Raw genomic sequence first — 20,258 nt, forward strand, 5'->3', positions numbered from 1 at the left:
AACAACATGATCGCGAGCAACCGGATCGCGGACGGCACGTTCCGCGTCGGCGTCGGCCTGCAGAAGGCGTGGGGCGTGCAGATGGCCACGGCGTTCTTCTTCGGGGAGGCCGGCGCCGGCCTGTACTTCGTCGCGCAGTTTTTCGATTTCACGCTCGGCATGTTCGCCGGCCTCGTCATGGTGCTCTTCGGCAAGGCCGGCGGGCACATCCTGCACCTCGGGCAGCCGCTGCGCGGGTGGCGCGCGCTGACGAAGGTGCGCAGCTCGTGGGTGAGCCGCGGGCTGGCGGCGATCGTGCTGTTCGTCGTCGCCGGGGCGCTGCACCTCATCGACCTGCGTGCCGGCGTGCTTCCCGCCGGGGTGTCGCAGCTCGTCGCCGCGCTCGCGCTCGCGGCGTGCTTCGTCATCATGATCTACCAGGGCTTCGCCATGTCGCACTCGACGGCGATCGCACTGTGGAGCGGTGGGCTGATGCCGATCGCGAGCCTGACCTATGCGCTGCTGAACGGCGTGCTGCTGACGCTCGTGCTGGGCTTCGACGCGCCTTTCCTTGCGGAGCGCCCCGACACCGTGCGGCTGCTTCAGGTGCTCGCGGTCGCGCTGATGCTCTACGGGCTGGTCACGGTGCTGAGCCTGCTGCATGGCGCGCGCCACGCGTCCGAAGCGGGGCGGCAATCGGTTGCGCTGCTGCTGCAGGGTGGCTTCGCGCGCTGGTTCGTGCCGCTCGTGATCGGGGTGGGCTTCGTCTTCTCCGCGCTGATGATGCTCGCCGCGCCCCCGGACTTCGCGTGGATGCTCGCGGTCGCCGGCCTCGAGCTCGCCGGCTATTACGCGTTTCGCGTGCTGATGTTCAAGGCCGGGAGCTACGACCCGGCGCTGAGCTTGGCGTACCGGTTCCGCCACTGATCCGCGCCGACGAGACATCCGATGCATACGAGCATTGCGCGTCTGTGGCAGGCGAGCGGGAGCCGGACGGTATCGGCGGTCCGGCTGTCGGGCGAGGACTCCCGCGGCGAGGCAACCTGCCGCGTCATCGACGAGGACGCGCTGACGATCGACGTCGAAGGCGTCGGACGCTACACGCTGATGTGGACATCGACCGACGGCAATGACGCAGCGGCGGGCTTCGTCAGCGGGGAGGGCGTGCTCGGCGACGACGTCGTGTCCGAGAGGGTGCCCGAGCGGCTTGCGCTGGCGGCGGGCTTCGCATATTCGGAAGGGATCATCGGCGGTCTCGCGGATATCGCGACGATGGCCGTGTGCCCCGACCGCCGTAACGTCGTGCGCATGCGGCTCAAGGCGCCCGAGCGCGTCGTGGTGAAGCGGCGCGACGTGGTCGTCACGAGTTCGTGCGGCGTGTGCGGCGGGCGGGAAGCGATCGAGGACAGTCTCGACGACTTCGCACCGGTCGGGACACGGCTGCGCCTCGCGGCGCCGGAGCTCAGTGCGCTGATGGCGACGATGCAGCGCCGGCAACGCCTCTTCCGCACGACCGGTGGTGCGCACGCCGCGGCGGTGTTCTCGCCCAGCGGCGGCGTCGTCGCCGTCGCGGAGGATCTCGGCCGCCACAACGCGCTCGACAAGGCGATCGGCGAATGCCTGCTGCGCGAGGTACCGCTTGCCGGCTGCGGCGTGGTGCTGTCCTCGCGCTTGAGCTACGAGATGGTCGCGAAGGCGGCGCGGGCGGGCTTCGAGCTCGTGGCTGCCGTGTCCGCGCCGACCTCGCTCGCGATCGCGCTCGCCGAACGCGTCGGCATCACGCTGTGCGGTTTCGTCCGCGACGCTTCCGCGACCGTCTATTCCCACCCGCAACGCATCCGCGACGGCGCCGTCAGGCACGAGTCCGCGCACGCCGGCGCTGCGGCAGTGCCTTTCACGATGGATGACTGAGGAGAGAAGCATGACCGCCAATGGCAATGTCCTGACGCAGCTCGCCGCGGAACTCGCCCGCGGCACGATCGGGGTCGTCGACCTGACGCAGCCGCTCGGTCCCGACACGCCGGTGCTGGGGCTGCCCCCGCCGTTCGCGAACTCGCCGGGCGTGAGCTTCGAGACGATCTCGCAGTACGACGACAAGGGGCCCGCGTGGTACTGGCGCACGATCCGCATGGGCGAGCACACCGGCACGCATTTCGATGCGCCCGTGCACTGGGTCAGCGGCAAGGACCGCGCCGACAACACGCTCGACACGATCCCGGCCGAGCGCTTCGTCGGTCCCGCGTGCGTCATCGACATCAGCCGCGAGGCCGCGGCGAACCCGGACCACCTCGTGACGCGCGACGCGGTGCTCGCGTGGGAGGCGACGCACGGGCGCATCCCGCCGAAGTCCTGGGTGCTGCTCCGCAGCGACTGGTCGAAGCGCGTCGGCGTCGCCGAATTCCTGAACTGCCGGGACGATGGTCCGCATTCGCCCGGTTTCGACCGCGGCGCGACCGAACTCCTCGCGCTCGAACGCGACGTGCTGGGCGTCGGCGTCGAGACGGTCGGCACGGACGCCGGCCAGGCGCACAGCTTCGATCCGCCGTTCTGGACGCACCACATCATGCAGGGCAACGGCAAATTCGGGCTCGCGAGCCTCGCGAACCTCGACCGCCTGCCACCCACCGGGGCCGTCGTCGTCGCGTCGCCGCTGAAGCTCGTCGGCGGCTCAGGCAGCCCCCTGCGCGTGCTCGCGCTCGTGCCGGCCTGACGGAGGCCGTATGTTCGAGGTGCGATTGCACGGACGCGGCGGCCAGGGGACGGTGCTCGCCGCGGGAATACTCGCGAAGGCGCTCGTCGCGGAGGGAAAGCACGTCGTCGCTGTGCCGCAGTTCGGCTTCGAGCGCCGGGGTGCGCCGGTCGCGGCCTACCTGCGCGCGTCGGAGACGCCGATGCGGGCGATGACCAACATCTACGAACCGGACTGCGTCGTCTGCATCGACTCGTCCCTGCCGCGTGTCGTCGACATCTTTGCCGGACTGCACGACGGCGGCACCTTGGTGCAGGCGAGCAGCCTCGCGCCGCAGGACATCGCGGTGCCGGCTTCGGTGGCGACGGTCGCCGTGTGCGACGCGGTGGGGATCGCGCGCGAGGTGTTCGGGCGACCGATCACCAACACGGTCATGCTCGGTGCATTAGCGCGCGCGACCGGCCTCGTGTCGCTCGACGCGCTCGCCAGGGCGCTCGAAGAGACGAGTTTCCGCGACGGCGGCCTGGCGCAAAACAAGCGAGCGCTGGCGCTGGGTTACGCGCGCACCGTCGTCCATGCCATCGCTCGACGGGAGGCGGCATGAAGAAGCAGGCGCAGCCGCTCTTCGACGCGAGCGCGATCCCCAAGACCCTGTGCCCGATCGCGACCGAATACAGCCGCATGCTGCCGGGCGACTGGCGGTCGCTGCGCCCGGTCGTCGACCGCCGCAAGTGCGTGAAATGCGCCGTGTGCTGGCTGTACTGCCCAGTGCAGTGCGTCGTCGAGCGCGCCGGCTGGTTCGACATGAACCTCGCCACCTGCAAGGGCTGCGGCATCTGCGCCCGCGAATGCCCGCAGCGTGCGATCTCGATGGTGGCGGAAGAGGAATGAACGGGGGAATGACATGAACGAGGTCGCCGAGATGACTGCGTTGGTCGCCGAGCCTGCGAGTGGCCGGAACGCCCCCGCCTGCGACGCCGCGGTCACGAAGAAGGAGCCGAAGGTCCTCGTCTGCGACGGCAACGAGGCAGCGGCGTGGGGTGTGGTGCTGTCGCGGCCGGACATGGTTGCGGTGTATCCGATCACGCCGCAGTCCTCGCTCGCCGAGTACGTCGCGCAGTTCGTCGCCGACGGCGTGCTTGATGCCGAGCTCGTCGAGGCGGAGGGCGAGCACAGCGTGCTGTCGGTGCTGCACGGCGCGGCGCTGGCTGGCGCGCGCACCTACACCGCGAGCTGCGGCCAGGGCCTCGCCTTCATGTTCGAGCCGTATTTCCGCACGCCCAACCTGCGCCTGCCGATCGTCATGTCCATCGTCAACCGCGACGGCATTACGCCGCAGTGCGTGTGGGGCGGCCAGCAGGATGCGATGACGGTGCGCGAGGTCGGCTGGGTGCAGCTCTTCTGCGAGACGGTGCAGGAGGTGCTCGACACCATCGTCATGGCCTACCGCATCGCCGAGGACCGCTCGGTGATGCTGCCCGTCAACGTCAATCACGACGGCAACTACCTGTCGAACGGCATTGTCCGCATCGAGCTGCCGGACCAGGCCGAGGTCGACGACTTCCTCGGTGCGCCGGACGTGAATTGGCACGCCGCGCTCGACCCCGACCGGCCGATGGGCGTCGATCCGCTGACTGGCGGCGCGACCGGGCCGGGGCCGGCGCTCTTCGTCGGCTACCGGCGCGGGCATTGCGAAGGCATGCAGAACGCGCTGCGCGTGATCGTCGATGTGCACGAGGAATGGGCGCGCCGCTTCGGCCGCCGCTACGCGCCGCTGGTCGAGGAATACCGGCTCGACGGCGCCGACTACGCACTCGTGACGATCGGCAGCATGGCGGGCGCCGCGAAGGATGCCGTCGATGCCGCACGCGACCGGGGCGAACGCGTCGGCCTCATCCGCATCAAGACGCTGCGGCCGTTCCCGCTCGATGCGATGGTCGCGGCGCTCGACAAGGTGCGCGCGGTCGGCGTCGTGGACCGCGCCGTGTCTTACGGCTGGAACAGCGGCCCCGTGCATCAGGAGACGCTGGCGGCGCTGCAGCACTGCCGCAATCGCATCCCCTGCTTGTCGCTGATCGGCGGCCTTGCCGGGGCCGACCTGACGCAGACGCATTTCGAGCGCGCGATTGCCGAAACCGCGAAGCTCCTGGATGCCCCCTGTCCGCGCGAGCCCGTGTGGCTCAACGCCGAGGATCGATGAATGGAACAGTTCGACTATGTCGTGCTCGGTGCGAGCCACGCCGGCCTCGAGGCGCTGCGGGCGATCCGGGCGCACGATGCGGACGGCAGCATTGCGGTGCTCGACCGCGAGGCGCGGCTGCCGGTGTCGCCCACGGTGCTGCCCTACGTGGTCTCAGGGAAGTGCTCAGAGGATCGCATCGCGCTGCGTGAACGGAGCTGGTTCGACGCGCAGCGCGTCGATTACCGGCAGCAGGCGGCCGCCGCCGCGCTCGACACCGCGAACGCCCGGCTGCGCCTCGCCGACGGCCGCGAGATCGGATACGGCAAGCTGCTGCTCGCGACCGGCGCCGCGCCCGCGCTTCCGCCGATCGAGGGCTTGTCGGACGTGAGATTTCACGTGCTGCGCACGCTCGACGACGCGCTCGCGCTGCGCGATGTTGCAAGTAAGGCGGGCCGTTCGGCGGGGAGCGCGGTCGTCCTCGGCGCGGGGCTGGTCGGCATGCACGCCGCCGAGAATCTCGTCCGCGCCGGCGCCCGGGTGACGATCGTCGAGATGCGCGGGCAGGTGCTGCCCGGCTACTTCGACGCCGCGGCCGCGGCCCGTATCGAAGCGGTGTTCCGCGACAAGGGCGTCGAGGTGCTGACCAGCCGGCGTGTCAAACAGGTCGCGGCGCGCGACGAGGGCTGTAGGGTGCTGCTCGACGGCAGCGAGGCGCGCGACGCCGACCTGCTGCTCGTCGCGGCAGGGGTGCGGCCGGAGGTGTCGTATCTCGCCGGCTCGGGCGTCTCCGTCGAGCGCGGCATCGTGGTCGACGAGTTCATGCGCACCGCCGCGGACAACGTTTGGGCTGCCGGCGACGTTGTGCAGACGCCGAGCTTCTTCGGCGACGGCACGCCGGCCGGCGGCATCCTGCCCGACGCCGTCGAACAGGGCCGCACCGCCGGCATGAGCATGGCGGGCGATCCGACGCTGCGTCCCTATCCCGGCGGCGTGTCGCTGAACACCTACGGCTTCTTCGGTCGCCGTGCGCTCTCCGTTGGACGCGACGCCCCCGAGCAGGCCGGACCGGAGTGGGACGTGCTCGTGCGGGGCGGGGAGGGCGCCCGCGGCTATCTCAAGCTCGTACTGCGCGACGGCCGGCTGCAAGGCATTTTCGGCGTCGACGTGCTGTTCGACCCGGGAATCATGTGGGAGCTGATCCTGCGCCGCGTCGAGATCGGCGCCCACCTCGACGCGCTGCTCGAAAACCCGCAAGACACCGCGCGGGCCTTGATGTCCGGACTGTGGAGATGAGCCGATGAGTGCCACCCCGACCATTGCCTTCGACGCGGCGCGCTGCGACGGCTGCGGCGACTGCATGAAAGCCTGCGTGAGCGCCAAATCCACGGTTGAAAACATCGCCCAATCCCGAATTCGCATCGTCCGCGATGAGGAGGCGGGCCACTGGGGCGTCGCGCAATGCCGTCAGTGCGGCGATCCGCGCTGCGCGTCTGTATGTCCCGCCGCCGCGCTCGCCAAGGGCGACGATGGCATCGTCGCGTGGGACGCGGAACGCTGCGTGAACTGCCTGATCTGCACCGCCGGTTGCACCTTTGGTGGCATCGCGTTCAGCGCTGACGAACACCACGTCGTCAAATGCGACCAATGCGCGGGTGCTCCGCAATGCGTTTCCGCGTGTACGCGCGGCGCGCTGCGTTACGTGACGGCGGCGAATGTTTACAACCGCTGGGGCGAGCTCGAAGACCTGTTCGTGCCGGGCCTGGGCGGCTGCCAGGGCTGCAACACCGAACTCATCATGCGCCACACGCTGCGTCGCGTCGGCCCGAATACCGTGCTCGCGACGCCGCCCGGCTGCATCCCGGGCATGGGCTCGGTCGGCTACAACGGCATGCTCGGTTGCAAGGTGCCGGTCTTCCATCCGCTGCTGACGAACACCGCGTCGATGCTCACTGGCATCCGTCGCCAGCACAAACGCAAGGGCCGCAATGTGACGGCGCTCGCGCTCGCCGGCGACGGCGGCGCGGGCGACGTCGGCTTCCAGTCCCTGTCGGGCGCGGCCGAGCGCGGCGAACAGATCCTCTTCGTCTGCGTCGACAACGAGGGCTACATGAATACCGGCGCGCAGCGCTCGGGCAGCACCACCTACGGTGCGTGGACGGCGACGACGCCAATCGGAGACAGTGCCCGCGGCAAGGCGCAGGACGCCAAGAACCTGCCGCTGCTGATGATGTGGCACGGCTGCGAATACGTTGCGACGGCCTCCACCGCGTTCATGGAGGACTTCTACGCGAAGCTGGAGGCGGCGCTCGACGCGTCTGAACGCGGCTTCGCGTACCTGCACCTGTATTCGCCCTGCACGTCGGGCTGGCGCTTCCCGTCGGAGAGCAACATCGAGGTCGCGCGCAAGGCCGTGGAGACGAACTTCGCGGTGCTGTGGGAGTACCGCCGCGAGCAGGGGCTGACGCTCTCGCGCGACATCGACGATCCGCTGCCGGTCACCGATTACCTGAAGCTGCTCGGCAAGTTCCGGCACCTCGACCCTGCGCAGATCGCGCACATCGAGCACCACGTCGCGGAGCAGGCGCAGGTGCTGCGCGAACTCGCCGGGATGCGAGCGCGTGAGGGGAAGCGGATAGTTTGCCATCCATCTGATTCGATGGCAGTTGACCTGGATCAGTAACGGCCGATCTGCATAGGCCTACTATGCATAAGGTTATAGAGGGATACTGTATACAGTGTCCCGAAAGGAGGTTCGACGATAGACGCTGACCAGGACGCGACGACGGCGCAGACCGCACGCGTCCGCACTCGTTCCGATGCCTTGCACCGACAAAAAAGGCACGGAACCCACACCGGAGGAGAACCATGACCCAGGCGCTGATGACGTCGCTGGGAGGGCGCGATGCGCTCTCCCGCTTCACGCTTTTCCACACGCAGGATCTCGACGAGGCTCGGAACCGCGTCGCGGGCGTGTTCTGCCCGCACGCGCTGAAGTTCGCCGGCTGCGACAGCCGGGTGAACACCCGCATGCAGCACGCGCCCATCCGCGGCGTGTCGGTCAACCGCTTGGGTTATGGGGCTACCGTCGCGATCGACGCGGGCTGCCTGCACGATTTCCTTCTCGTGATGATGCCGATTTCGGGACACGCCGACGTCTGCTGCGGTGAACAGAAGATCCACTCCACGCCGGACCTCGCATCGGTCGTCACGCCAACGCTGCCGCTGACCGAGACCATCTACGACGAGTGCGACCAGCTCATGGTCAAGATCGACCGTCAGCTGCTGGAAAACGTCTGCGCGCAGCATCTCGGCCATCCGCTGCGCAAGCCGCTCGAATTCGGGCTCGGGCTCACGATGTCGAGCCAGGGCGGCGTGAGCTGGCAGGCGCTGGTGTCCTATCTGATGTCGGAACTGGAGCATCAGTCGCCGATGCTCGCCTCCTCGCTCGCTGCGGCGCAGATCGAGCACCTGCTCGTCACCACGCTGCTGATGATCCAGCCGAACAACTATCGCGACGAACTCCTGAGCCCATCGCAGTCGATCGCGCCGCGCCATGTCCGCCGCGTCGAGGAATACATCGACGGGCACGCCGACCAGGATCTGACCGTCGGCGATCTCGCCGCGCACGCGAATGTCAGCACGAGCGCGCTGTTCGCGGGTTTTCGCGAGTTCAGGAACACCACGCCGATGGCCTACCTGAAATCGGTGCGCATGCAGCGCGTGCACGACGAGCTGCGCGACCCGAGCTCGGCCGACAGGACCGTCACCTGTATCGCGACCCACTGGGGCTTCCACCACTTGGGCCATTTCGCGAACGCGTACAAGGCGCGGTTCGGCGAATCCCCGTCGCGAACGCGGGAGAGGGCGCTCGCCTGATCCAACCATGACGGTCTGAATATGCATTTGGACTTGCCCGCGCAGGCGGGAGGAGTGCGCTTGTGCGCGTGATTTCCAGGTCTTTCGCATCAAACGAATCCTGCTTATCCGACCCATACCGGGTGGGGGGGGATTCGCCGAAAGCGCCCCGATACATTGACTCCACGTACAACGGCTTCGGCGATCCGAGCCGCTTCGTTCGAGGAGAACAACATGACGGCACTGGGAAACGTGATGGCCTTGGTTCAGGCGCTCCAGGAAGAGGAAGCCTTGGTGAAAGGGGAAATCCCCGAAAGCAGCGGTTTCACCTTTCCCGCAGCCTGTTCCTGCGTGTGTGCGTCGTCGCTGGGCGACGTGCTCGGGTGCATCCGCGAGATGCGGGGCGAAAGCCTGCGGGAATTCATCGCGACGCTGCCGCCGGTGCAGGCGCCGCGCAGCGCGGTCACCGCCTGAAACGGCCGACCGACGATTGAACAACGATCAGAACAGCCTTCCAGCTACACCAAATTGACGAGGAGACAACGATGAAGCGACCCGGCGAGCTCAAGCTGCCCCACCTGTTCAAGCCCGGCAAAATCGGCAAGTACGAGACCAAGAACATGGTCAAGTACGGCGCCTGCTGCGTGTCGAACTACAACACCCGCGACGGCTACATCACCCCGCGCGAGCTCGCCCGGACGCGCGTCATCGCCGGCACCGGCGCCGGCATCATCACCAACCAGGGCGCGTATCCCGATCCGCTCGGCGAGGGCAAGGCCTACTTCCGTCAGGTCGCGATCTTCGACGACAAGTTCCTGCCGCAGTTCGAGACCATCGCGCAGTACATCCACGACAACGGCGCGGTCGCGATCCAGCAGATCCTGCACGCTGGCCGCTACGGTGGCATCGACCTCGGCTACTGCATCCAGCCGTCCGTCGTGCCGCAGACGCTGCCGCACTTCCGCCCGCCGCGCGAGCTGACGAAGGAGCAGATCCGCGCGATCGTCATGCAGCACGCCGACGCCGCCAAGCGCGCGATCCGCGCCGGCTTCGACGGCACCGAAGTCACCAGCTTCATGGGCTACCTGCTCGCGAACTTCAACTCGCGCTTCACCAACCAGCGCACCGACGAATACGGCGGCTCGATCGAGAACCGCGGCCGCTTCATGCGCGAGCTGATCGACTCGATCAAGCAGGCCACTCCCGAACATCCGCTCGTCGTGCGCCTGAACGGTGCGGAGCTGATGGACCGCTGGGGTGGCAACAGCGAGGACGAGTGCTTCGAACTGATGCAGCAGGCAGTCGACTGCGGCGTCGACATGATCTCGGTGACGGTCGGCTGGCAGGAAGCGCCCGAATCGTCGATCGGCCGCGACGTGCAGCCGGGCCACTGGAACTACCTCTCGGCGAAGGCGAAGAAGCTGTTCCCGAACACGCTGATCACCTTCGGCAACCGCCTGCCGGACCCCGTGATGGCGAACCAGTGCATTGCCGACGGCATCTTCGACTATTGGGAAGTGTGTCGCCCGATGCTCGCCGACCCGGAGCTGCTGCACAAGGCGGCCGAAGACCGGCTGGACGAGGTGCGCCGCTGCATCGGCTCGCTCAACTGCCTGTCGCGGCTCTTCCGCGACCTGCCCTACACCTGCGCGATGAACCCCACGCTCGGCCACGAGGTGGAGCCGGAATATCACGTCACGCCCGCGGCGGTGAAGAAGAAGATCATGATCATCGGCGCCGGTCCCGCCGGCATGGAGGCCGCGATCACGGCGAAGCGCCGCGGCCACGACGTCACGGTATTCGAGAAGGGCGACCGCATCGGTGGCAGCCTCGTCGGCTACGCGTCCAACGACCTCGCGCGCCCCGACGACCTGATGTCGGTCGTGCGCTACTACGAAACGATGGCGCGCAAGATGGAGATCGACGTGCGCTTCAACACCGAGGCCAACGCCAAGTTCATGCGCAGCATCCTGCACCAGTACGACGTCTGCATCGTCGCCGCGGGCTCGCGCACCGACATGAACGCCTACCGCCACATCCCCGGACACGACAAGCTGGTCGATGCGCTCGACGTCGCGACCGGAAAGGTGCAGCCGGGCAAGCGCATCGTCATGGTCGGGGCGGGCAAGATCGGCCTCACGCTGGCCGAGTCGTTATGCAAGCAGGGCCACGAGGTGGTCATAGTCGAGGAGGACAAGCGCATCGCCGGGGACGTCATGCCGTCCTTCAAGTGGCGCCACTCCGCGTGGATCGAGGAACTCGAGATCCGCACCCTGACGTCCTCGGTGCTCGCCGGCGTCACCACGGAAGGGGCAATGGTGCGCAGCGCGAAAGGCGAGGAGACCTTCGTCGAAGCCGACACGGTGATCGTGTCCGGGCCGCGCAAGGCGAACCACGACCTCTTCCACGAATTCCAGTGGATGGTGGACGAACTGCACGGCGCCGGCGACGCGGTCATCGCGCGCGGACTGGATGCGGCGATCCACGAGGGATATCGGCTCGGTGTGCGGATCTAACAAGGAGAACGAGACATGCAATTCCTGCAACCGCCCGGCTGGGTTCGCCCGAAGGGCTATTCGAACGGGGTCGTCACTAGCGGCCGCATGGTGTTCGTCGCCGGTCAGGTCGGCTGGGACGAGAACGAGAAGTTCCAGACCGACGATCTCGTCGGGCAGGTCCGCCAGGCGCTGACCAACATCGTCGCGATCCTCGCGCAGGCCGACGCGCGGCCGTCGAACATCGTGCGCATGAACTGGTATCTCGGCGACGCGGCGGAGTACAACGCTCGCCTCGCCGAGATCGGCGCGGTCTATCGCGAGCTGATCGGCAAACATTTCCCGGCGATGACGGCCTTGCAGGTCGCCGGCTTCGTCGAGCACGGCGCGAAGATCGAGATCGAAGTGACCGCGATGTTGCCCGCCTAGGAGCGCGCGATGGAGACGGCCGTTACGGTGCTCGACTGCGCCGCGTGGAAGGCGATGCTGGACCGCGAGGATCTCGCCGCCGCCGAGGCCTCCGTCGGCGTGCTGACGAAGGACGATTTTTCCGCGCGCCGCGGCCGGGTGCTCGTATGGCAGGGGACATCGCGCGGGGCGAGCGTCGCGCTGCGCGATTTCTGCGGAGATTTCGACGCCGACGTCGCGATGCTGCTCGTCGCCGACAGCGATGCGCTCGCGGCGGTGCTGGAGCAGGGCCTCGCGGAGGTGCCTGTTCTCGTGCGCCGCGGCAAGCTCCATCCCTACATGCTGAGGTCTCTCGACGGGCTGGAGGCCGCCGGCCTCGCGGACTTCGTCGAGGATTTCGGACTCGTGTTTCCGCGGCACTGACCGGAAGGTGGCTCACGTATGAATCCGATACACGGAAACCCCCCGGAAGATGCGGGCACGAAACATAATGGGGTCTCCCACTGATTGAGGGCATCCAATGCATTCGACAGGCCCGCTCCCCGATGCCATTGCTGCCGGTTCACGTCCGGCGATCGCGCGTGCATTGACCGCAATCGAGAACGATCTACCCGGCGCCGACGCCTTGCTCGCTTCGCTGGCCGACCGGGTCGGGTGCGCCCACGTCTTGGGCATCACTGGGGCGCCTGGCGCCGGCAAGTCGACCCTGATCGATGCCTTGCTTGGCGAGCTGCTCGCGCGCGGCAAGCGCATCGCGGTTGTCGCCGTCGACCCCTCCAGTCCAGTGAGCGGCGGTGCGCTGCTCGGCGACCGCGTGCGCATGGGCACACATGGTGGTGACGAACGCGTATTCATCCGCTCGCTGTCGTCGCGCGGCCAACTCGGGGGCCTGTCCCGGAAGACTGCGCACGCGGTGGACCTCTTCGACGCGGCCGGCTTCGATGTCGTTATCGTCGAGACCGTCGGCGTCGGCCAGTCCGAAGTCGAAGTCGCACGCCTCGCCGACACGCGCGTCGTCGTGTGCGCGCCAGGCCTCGGCGACGAGGTGCAGGCGATCAAGGCCGGCGTGCTCGAGATCGCCGACATCCTGGTCGTGAACAAGGGCGATTCGCCGGTCGCCTCGGCCACGGTCCGCGACCTCGAAGCGCGCGGCGCAAGCGGCCACGGCTGGGAGGTGCCGGTGCTGACGACGGTCGCGACGAACGGCGAGGGCGTGGCCGCGCTGGCCGACTGCATCGACCAACATGCACGGGCGTCGGGCGTCGGTCGACGCCTGAAATCGGTGAGCGCTGTCGCCCCGTCCACCCCCTCCGCACCGGCGACGGATGACCAGCTCTTCGCCCAGATCGAGCGTTGGAGGGCAGACGGCCGCGGGGTCGCGCTTGCGACGGTCGTTCGCACATGGGGTTCGTCGCCCCGACCCGAGGGCAGCCACCTCGCGGTGGAGCAGGGGAGCGCCTTCGTCGGTTCCGTGTCCGGCGGCTGCATCGAGGGCGCGGTCATCGGCGAGGCGCAGGATTCGATCGCCGACGGCAAGGCCCGACTGCTGGAATTCGGCGTCAGCGACGAGCAGGCGTGGGAAGTCGGTCTGGCGTGCGGCGGGCGCGTGGAGGTGCTGGTCGAACGCGTCGATGACGCTTTGTTCGCGCCCCTCCTGGCAGCGCGTCGTGCAAAGCGCCCGGTCGCGCTCGTCACCCGGCTCGCCGGCGGTGCACACGCGCTGGTCTTCGACGACGCTGTCGTGGGTGAGCTCCCGCTCGATGACCTCCAGCTCGCCGAGACGCGCGCGCGCCTCTCCGCCAACCGCAGCGGTCCGCTTGCCTCGCGCGAGGGGGCCAGCGAGGGCGCGCTCTTCGCCCGCTGCCACGTCGGCGCGCCGCGCATGATCATTGTGGGCGCCGTGCACATAACTCAGGCCCTGGCGCCAATGGCCGCGATTGCCGGCTTCGACGTCGTGGTCGTCGACCCGCGCCGCGCGTTTGCGACGCCCGAACGACTGCCGAACGTCGAGGTATCAACGGAATGGCCCGACGAGGCGCTCGAACGCCTGAAGCCCGACGCACAAACCGCAATCATCACGCTCACGCACGACCCCAAGCTCGACGATCCCGCGCTGGCGATCGCGCTCACGAGTCCCGCGTTCTACATCGGCTCGCTCGGCAGCACGCGCACCCACTCAAAACGCGTCGCGCGGCTCACGGAGGCAGGTCTTGCCGATGCGATTCCGCGCATCCGTGCGCCCGTCGGCCTCGACCTCGGCGGTCGCGCACCGGCCGAGATCGCGGTTGCGATCCTCGCCGAGGTGATCCAGATGAGGTACCAACGATGATCTTCGACGAATTTCCCCTGGCCACCGCCCAAGGCGTGATGCTCGCCCACACGTTGAAGTTCGGCGCGCGGACGCTCAAGAAGGGCCGCGTGTTGTCAGCGCTCGATCTCGGTCTGCTTGATGACGAGGGTTTCTCGACGGTCACCGGCGCGCGGCTCGATCCGGACGACGTCGCCGAGGACGTCGCCGCCGACGAACTGGCCGCGATGCTCATCGGCGCGAATACGGAAACACGCGCACCGCGCGCCGGCCGCTGCAACCTACACGCGTCGGTACCCGGCGTGCTGCGCATCGACGCCGAACGCATCGACCGGATGAACCTGCTCGACGAGGCTATCGCGGTCGGCACCCTCCCGCGCCATGCGGTCGTGCATCCCGGTCAGGTCGTCGCCACCGTCAAGATCATCCCTTTCGCCGTGCCGCGGCGCCTGCTCGATGCGTGCCGCGAGATCGCGTCCGGCACCCCGCCAATCACCGTCGCCGAACTAAAGCCCTGCCGTGCCGCGTTGATCCAGACCGAACTGCCGGGCATGAAGGACTCGATCTTCGCGGCGACGGTAAAGGTGACGGGCAGCCGGGTCGAAGCGCTCGGCGGCCGGCTCACGCTCGCGCTGCGCGGCCCCCACCGCCGCGACGCTCTCGAATCCATGCTGCATCAGGCGCTCGCGGCCGGCTGCGAGCTCGTGCTGGTGTGTGGCGCCACCGTCGCCAAGGACCGCAAGGACATCGCCCCCGGGGCCGTAACGGCGGTCGGCGGCACGATCGACCACTTCGGCATGCCGGTTGAGCCCGGCAACATGCTCGTGCTCGGTCACATCGGCGCCGTGCCCGTCGTGATCCTGCCCGGCTGCGGGCGCTCCCGAAAGAGCAACGGCCTCGACCTCGTCCTGCCGCGCCTGATGGCCGGCATCCCCCCGACTCGCGAGGACATCATGCGCATGGGCGTCGGCGGCCTGATCCGCAGTGCGCCCGAGGAGGGCGACGACGCGAACCCCGACAACGACGGCACCCGCAATCCTGAGCGAATTGCCGCCCACACTGCAAACCGAAGCGCGACGGCTCCAGTCCGATGATCGAAGCCCTCTACAACAAACAGATCCGCGCCCTCGCCGAGGCCGCCCACGGCGCCGGCCGCCTGATTGCCCCGACTGGTTCAGCGCTGCGCGACAGCCCGGTGTGCGGCGACCGCGTGCGAATGGACGTCGAACTCGTCGAAGGCCACATCGCGGCGATCGCGCACGAGGTCAAGGGTTGCCTCCTGTGCCGTGCATCGGCGTCGCTGCTCGGGCTGCATGCGCTCGGCCGCACACCGGAGGAGGTCGACCGGCTGCGCGCGCGCGTGGCGGCGATGCTCGCCGGGGGCGAGGTGTCCGGAACGCCCGAGGGAGCCGACGAGATCGCGCTGTTCACGCCGGTGCAGGGATACCGCAGCCGCCACGGCTGCGTGATGATCCCGTTCGAAGCCCTGACGATCGCCCTCGACGGCGGCTGAGACGCTCATCTGGCGCAGCTGGCTCGTCGGGCGCCAGCGCAGCTTGATCGGAGAAGAGCCGGAGCGAGAGTCTCTATGCGAGGGGCGGGTGGTCGGCCAAATCGGTCATCTAGCGACCATGCAGCGTATGGCAGGTTTACATCGCCGAGCCGACGATCAGACTAGTCTCCGAAAGACGCGGCGACTCAGACAGAAGATTCGGAGGCGCGCCTAGATTTTTTTACATCGAAAACAATCTGATGCAGGTGATTCGTAATGTCGTATGCATCTTCCGGATCAATCGAAGGAATAGAAGCCGGCGCACCGTGCCGGACTCTGAGGTCTCGTGCAACTTCTAACGCTCTGATTCCAAGCTGACCGAATCGGAGACTTCTCTCTGAGTAATACTCTTCGTAATACGGAGGGCCTGCGACGTGTTCATTCACCTCCGCCAAAATTAGATGAGCACGCTGCACCATATGAGGTAATTCAAGAATACGCATCAACAAGTCTTTTGGAATCAGCCTCCATTCATAACCGGCATAGTCGATTGTGAGCTCTGGCGTTGGATAGCGAGGAATATACTCTTCTTGACCGTGAGACTGCATTTCAGGCTCACCATAGTCAGAAGCAGCTTGAGCGCACCTTGCCGCGAAATCTTCTAACTCTGCGGCGAGACGAAGGGCGACAAAAATACGCTGTTGGCCGTCCTTAAGCTTTTGAACAAACCAATCCCGACCGAACGACAGGGCTACCCCGACCAGCGCTGAGATAGCGCCTATTGATGCAGAGATTAGCGGAACAGACGCTGGTACATCGATATCCATGAAATCTATCCTAGACTTAAGATGTTTAACGCCCAGGTCAACCTGTTAGCGGCGGCTGAACCGACGACAACAATAAATCGCGAAGCGGTGGCCAGCGTTGGTGACCGCTCGACCCGTCAGTTTGAGCCGGCCGCGGAGGTGCTGCAAGATTTATTCAGACCAACCAGCTCTTCATCAGCGCTGCAATCTGCATCCGCCTTATTTAGTACTTCCGTCACGGGATAAAGACGTTCTTCTGAGGTGAGGCCAGCTCCCTTCAAAGCTGCGAGCGTGAAATCTTCAGATTCCGAAGGAAACAAAAATGATACGTCCATAGGCCGGTTAAGTACGAAGCGAGGGTCTAAACGAAGCTTGAGGCCGACGTATCGAGCGCAATAGTTTCGGGCCAAGTTGCCAGCCCCACCGAGTAGTCCGCAAGATTGCCGATGTGGTCGTAGCGCTACAGCACTTGGAATAATTGAACTTAGTTCAAGAAATGGGTGAACTCCCTCGACCAGGGGGAATACAAAAATTGTGGGCCAGGTGCTCGGGTCGGATGTATCCCAAACATGCCGATGAAAAGTAAGTTGGCCACTAGCATTCTGCTTGCAACGCCGCGTTGCAAACCAAGCTGCCACGAGAGGATCACTAGTTATGTCAAGATATGCAGACGGCGCTCCATACTGTTGAAGTAACAGTCCTCGTTGAAAGGAGGAGAGACCATCGGACGAGCGGGCATGAGGGTTACTGCGACTAAATGCGCTGGCTAACAACGGATCTTCTGGAATTAATTGCTTGGCGACATCAACCCACTGCGCCAACTCCATCAGTAGCCTCTCAAATGATTCAGGCCGCTCGAGGTAAGTATCGTATTTGCGGTAAAGGGATGGGGTGAGGTTTGATTCTGAGATATTTGAATACGGTGTAATTCCGATGCGAACCAATTCTTGGCGATTGGGGACCTGATAGTCGGTGCTCTGTCCGCGAAACCATAGTTGCACGTTTGGGCTCTTGATTGAGCCTGCTTTGAGCGTGGCGACTATTTCAAGAAGATCCGATTCCGTGTGAACGACAATTTCCGGAACTTGACTTCTTCTGAGCGGATCCAGTTCTACCGGAATCAAGTCTGAAAAAAGCGTTCTTCCAGAAAGTGCGCCGCCCGAGAGCATGTTGTCTGAGCGATTTTTCCATAGTGTTGTCGACAATCCCTTTGGCATCGACTTAAGGCGAGACTGCCAAAAATCTATGGCGAAACAATGATTGTGGTATTTTCCATCGCGCCGTAGGAAGTATACAAACCCATAAAGTGGATCGAGAAGGTACAACGGCGAACGTAGAGGTCCCCTCATTAGCGTGGGCGCCTCCGACTCAGGGGCGAAAGTGGCAACCATAGGCAAGGACATGAGCGACAACTTTAGCTCTGCATGCTTGGCCCCGAGGCGTTCCAATCCGGGTAGCTTTGAAATTTGGCCTCCTAGCCGCGATGGAGGAACTGGATGTGTAGGTTCAATGCTTAGAGCTGATCGCTCAAAGGCATTGCAAAGACCAAGGTCCTTTATTAAACGGGCAAGTTCACAGAAGTACGCTGCACGGTACGCTTGCTCATCATGAAGGGATTTGAATTTGCTCAAACGCCCCGATTTCATAGAGCGGTCTCTCGCGTGACGAATGCCCTCTGCCCACGAGTCCAGTGTTGATGGAATAATCTGCTGAAGTGAGGAAGTGTTGTTTACGTTCATTGGCTGGTTTCTTAGTTAGCAGGGTGATGCAAAACTCGACGGCTGCATGAATATGACGATTTTCAGGGGTAGGCAACCCTTTGGCCGAGACGATCAACGGACTTTACAAGGCCGAAGTCATTCATCGCCGAGCGCCCTGGAAAACCAAGGAGGAAGTGGAGCTGGCATGCTGGAATGGGTGTCGTGGTTCAATCACCACCGGCTGCCCCAACCCATTTGGTATATCTCACCTGCAGAGGCTGAGGCAAACTACTACCGGCATCTCGTCACACAGGCGGCACCGATGGCATGACTTAAACCAACCGGCCTCGACCAATTCCGGGGGCGATTCAGATTTGGTGTTTCCGTCCACCGTTACCTGCCCGTCTAATGCCAACCTTTTTACGCCTCTAAATGCAGTCACACCTGTGACCACATACGCGTGAATTTCAGAATCGGCCCGGAGGTGGGATTAGTGCAGCGCGTTCTTCAACCTCAGCGTTTTCACCCGCAAACCACTCGTAATGAACCTCTTCCGCCACTGAAGCCGGCGGTTCTTTGTTTTCAATAACAATAATCTGCAAAGTCTTCGGCAGCCGGTTGAGTGAATGCCAGAATCCCTCTTCGACGCCTGCTGAAACCGGACCATCCGCGCCCGACACAGCCGCCGCGCCTTTCTTCTTGTAACTAGTCAGCGGCGAGTCAATAACCACTACACCTGGGTGTGGCTTCCCGTTATTAGCGCAGTACCTGATGAGGCCAATGATAAATGCCGAATATAGTACTGCCCGGACGCCTTTGCCGTGGGATTGACGGGGTTGCCCATCAACCACGATGTCGTATTCCTCTTCATCGAAGAAAACTCGGGGGGATGAACTCCACTTCCATTCGGTCAAGACCGCTTCAATTTCTGTGCAAAGCTGACCCAAAGATAGGGAAGAAAGTCCGCCCCATTCGAGCTTCGGCTGAGCGCTATCGGCAAGCGATTCTTGGAGGTTCCTTTGGAGTGCCCGCAGGTCTGTCCACCTTCTAAATTCTGAACGTTCAGCGTCCCTTTCGGCACGATGCTCAAGCAGTGATTCGAGATGACCAGCTGTGTTTGCCAACTGAGGAGTCAAGTTACGCGTGAGGTCTTCCTGAAGAATCGAGAGCGTCGCGTAGGCCTCGCTCTTCTCCTGCTCAAGTTCATCTTTTCTTTGTTCCACACTGCCCATCGCCTTCTGCAGGTCAGCCAAGTACGCATGAATTTTTGCAGCTTCCGCCGCAGCAGACCTCCGTATTTCATGGCCACTTATCAGAGCATGCCCTCCTTCGCTGTGGAGATGGGGAGGAGCAATATTTTGCTCGCAAAGTGGACAAGGAACTTCCTGGAGGGAGTCGAAGTAGTGAGATCCTTCCGCTAGAAAATCCAAGCGTTTCAGGTCGGAGCGGTACCGTTCTCCAAGGAGCTCGTACCTCGATTGGATCTCAGCTACCCCAAGCAATTGGGACTCAGCCCTTAAGGTGAGCGCCGTCGCCGTCTGTGCGTCCTGGTGTAAACGAGAAATCGCTGCCGTTGCTGCTTCCACCTCTTCAGTCAACGAAACAATCACATCATCAAGCTCATCGTCAGGTGAGTGCGCTATCGGAACGCTATCGGCGATTGTTCCAAATCGCTCCTCAAGCGGACGAATCAACTCTTGCACAACTTCAAGCTTCGCCTGAAGCCGAGCTTTCACGATCTCATCCTTTTCCGCAGCCGCAATGCCGTCATCGTCAATGCCGGTGAGCAGGTATGAAAACATCCGCTTGCGAGCGGTGTCGTCATAGCTAGGTCTCCCCGTTACGGGCGAGTGTTCGTCTATGATAGAAACTTCGTCGACTAGAAAGAGGGGCGCGAGTGTGCGAATAGAGCAGCGTTGCGTCTCTCCACGCGCATTTTTGCGTAATCTAGCTTCTTTAATCTGCGCGAACGGGAAGAGTACAGAGGTAACGTCCGGACCGCGGCTCTTGCCTTTGCGGACAGGAGCAATCACTTCGCCTTTTTCACGGATGTCGTCGATTTGAACGTTATGAGCCAGCAGACTCCCCCCCGCCAAGGCACGTTCTAGCGTGAGCACCTTTTTATCGGAATTCTCGAACTCCACAAAAAGGTGTGTGTAGGCCGCCGCCTCTTTGAGGTGCTTTTTTAGTCTTTCCGCGCCAAAAATATAATCGAGGCAGCTAATGAGGAAACTCTTTCCTGTATCTGACTCGCCCGCCAGGATGTTCGCGCCACTATCGAATTCAACGCAAGCGTCTTCAACACTGCTACCGCGTAAAAGTATTTTTCTTATCCAAAGCATTG

19 protein-coding genes and 1 pseudogene are annotated in these 20,258 nt (G+C 64.4%); 17 read left to right on the forward strand and 3 right to left on the reverse strand.

The window, feature by feature from the left end; genetic code table 11:
* Positions 1–6: 6 nt before the first annotated feature.
* The 16 genes from VJ673_RS19315 (at position 7) to VJ673_RS19390 (ending at position 15,429) form a co-directional block, all read left to right on the forward strand.
* Entirely contained in the window at positions 7–906 is a 900-nt protein-coding gene (locus VJ673_RS19315) for a DmsC/YnfH family molybdoenzyme membrane anchor subunit (RefSeq protein ID WP_324127795.1), read from the forward strand.
* Positions 907–927: 21 nt separating this feature from the next.
* Complete coding sequence (gene fdhD / locus VJ673_RS19320; protein ID WP_324127796.1) at positions 928–1,890, forward strand: formate dehydrogenase accessory sulfurtransferase FdhD; 963 nt, start codon at positions 928–930, stop codon at positions 1,888–1,890.
* Between the two features lie 10 nt (positions 1,891–1,900).
* Positions 1,901–2,689, forward strand: a complete 789-nt coding sequence (locus tag VJ673_RS19325) for a cyclase family protein (protein ID WP_324127797.1) — start codon at positions 1,901–1,903, stop codon at positions 2,687–2,689.
* A gap of 10 nt (positions 2,690–2,699) precedes the next feature.
* Positions 2,700–3,272 carry an NADH-dependent phenylglyoxylate dehydrogenase subunit gamma gene (gene padE, locus VJ673_RS19330; protein WP_324127798.1) on the forward strand — a complete coding sequence of 191 codons (573 nt, stop codon included), beginning with the start codon at positions 2,700–2,702 and terminating at the stop codon, positions 3,270–3,272.
* Positions 3,269–3,559 carry an NADH-dependent phenylglyoxylate dehydrogenase subunit delta gene (gene padF, locus VJ673_RS19335; RefSeq protein WP_324127799.1) on the forward strand — a complete coding sequence of 97 codons (291 nt, stop codon included), beginning with the start codon at positions 3,269–3,271 and terminating at the stop codon, positions 3,557–3,559. The genes padE and padF overlap by 4 nt, the downstream gene beginning before the upstream one ends.
* A 13-nt stretch (positions 3,560–3,572) precedes the next feature.
* Positions 3,573–4,868: an NADH-dependent phenylglyoxylate dehydrogenase subunit alpha gene (padG, locus tag VJ673_RS19340; protein WP_324127800.1), complete on the forward strand. Its 1,296-nt coding sequence runs from the start codon at positions 3,573–3,575 to the stop codon at positions 4,866–4,868.
* Positions 4,869–6,143 carry an NADH-dependent phenylglyoxylate dehydrogenase subunit epsilon gene (padH, locus tag VJ673_RS19345; RefSeq protein WP_324127801.1) on the forward strand — a complete coding sequence of 425 codons (1,275 nt, stop codon included), beginning with the start codon at positions 4,869–4,871 and terminating at the stop codon, positions 6,141–6,143.
* A 4-nt stretch (positions 6,144–6,147) separates the two neighbouring features.
* Entirely contained in the window at positions 6,148–7,530 is a 1,383-nt protein-coding gene (padI, locus tag VJ673_RS19350; protein ID WP_324127802.1) for an NADH-dependent phenylglyoxylate dehydrogenase subunit beta, read from the forward strand.
* A gap of 185 nt (positions 7,531–7,715) precedes the next feature.
* A complete protein-coding gene (locus tag VJ673_RS19355; RefSeq protein WP_324127803.1) occupies positions 7,716–8,726 on the forward strand; it encodes an AraC family transcriptional regulator in 1,011 nt (336 codons plus the stop codon).
* Positions 8,727–8,939: 213 nt separating this feature from the next.
* Positions 8,940–9,179, forward strand: coding sequence for a hypothetical protein (locus VJ673_RS19360; protein WP_324127804.1), 240 nt, complete (start codon positions 8,940–8,942; stop codon positions 9,177–9,179).
* 71 nt (positions 9,180–9,250) lie between these two features.
* Positions 9,251–11,221: an oxidoreductase gene (locus VJ673_RS19365; protein ID WP_324127805.1), complete on the forward strand. Its 1,971-nt coding sequence runs from the start codon at positions 9,251–9,253 to the stop codon at positions 11,219–11,221.
* Positions 11,222–11,236: 15 nt separating this feature from the next.
* Positions 11,237–11,629: a RidA family protein gene (locus VJ673_RS19370; protein ID WP_324127806.1), complete on the forward strand. Its 393-nt coding sequence runs from the start codon at positions 11,237–11,239 to the stop codon at positions 11,627–11,629.
* Positions 11,630–11,638: 9 nt separating this feature from the next.
* Positions 11,639–12,031: a hypothetical protein gene (locus tag VJ673_RS19375; protein WP_324127807.1), complete on the forward strand. Its 393-nt coding sequence runs from the start codon at positions 11,639–11,641 to the stop codon at positions 12,029–12,031.
* Between the two features lie 97 nt (positions 12,032–12,128).
* The gene (gene meaB, locus VJ673_RS19380; protein ID WP_324127808.1) at positions 12,129–13,937 is read left to right on the forward strand and encodes a methylmalonyl Co-A mutase-associated GTPase MeaB; all 1,809 of its coding nucleotides are present in this window, start codon (positions 12,129–12,131) and stop codon (positions 13,935–13,937) included.
* Complete coding sequence (locus VJ673_RS19385; protein ID WP_324127809.1) at positions 13,934–15,010, forward strand: molybdopterin-binding protein; 1,077 nt, start codon at positions 13,934–13,936, stop codon at positions 15,008–15,010. Before meaB ends, VJ673_RS19385 begins: the two co-directional genes overlap by 4 nt.
* Entirely contained in the window at positions 15,007–15,429 is a 423-nt protein-coding gene (locus tag VJ673_RS19390) for an iron-sulfur cluster assembly scaffold protein (RefSeq protein WP_324127810.1), read from the forward strand. The genes VJ673_RS19385 and VJ673_RS19390 overlap by 4 nt, the downstream gene beginning before the upstream one ends.
* Before the next feature lie 185 nt (positions 15,430–15,614).
* On the opposite strand, the gene VJ673_RS19395 is transcribed toward VJ673_RS19390, so the two are convergent.
* Positions 15,615–16,235 (reverse strand): hypothetical protein, encoded by a 621-nt coding sequence (locus VJ673_RS19395; protein WP_324127811.1) that lies wholly within the window; start codon positions 16,233–16,235, stop codon positions 15,615–15,617.
* 116 nt (positions 16,236–16,351) lie between these two features.
* A complete protein-coding gene (locus VJ673_RS19400; RefSeq protein ID WP_324127812.1) occupies positions 16,352–17,953 on the reverse strand; it encodes an FRG domain-containing protein in 1,602 nt (533 codons plus the stop codon).
* Between the two features lie 74 nt (positions 17,954–18,027).
* Here VJ673_RS19400 and VJ673_RS19405 point away from each other — a divergent pair.
* Positions 18,028–18,245 (forward strand): annotated as a pseudogene (locus VJ673_RS19405) (IS3 family transposase); the annotation flags it as partial.
* 136 nt (positions 18,246–18,381) lie between these two features.
* On the opposite strand, the gene VJ673_RS19410 reads toward VJ673_RS19405, so the two are convergent.
* On the reverse strand, positions 18,382–20,256 hold the full coding sequence (locus VJ673_RS19410) for a hypothetical protein (RefSeq protein WP_324127813.1): 1,875 nt from the start codon (positions 20,254–20,256) through the stop codon (positions 18,382–18,384).
* Positions 20,257–20,258: the final 2 nt, after the last annotated feature.

Origin of the sequence: Aromatoleum sp. (assembly GCF_035254505.1) — a bacterium.
GTDB lineage: Bacteria > Pseudomonadota > Gammaproteobacteria > Burkholderiales > Rhodocyclaceae > Aromatoleum.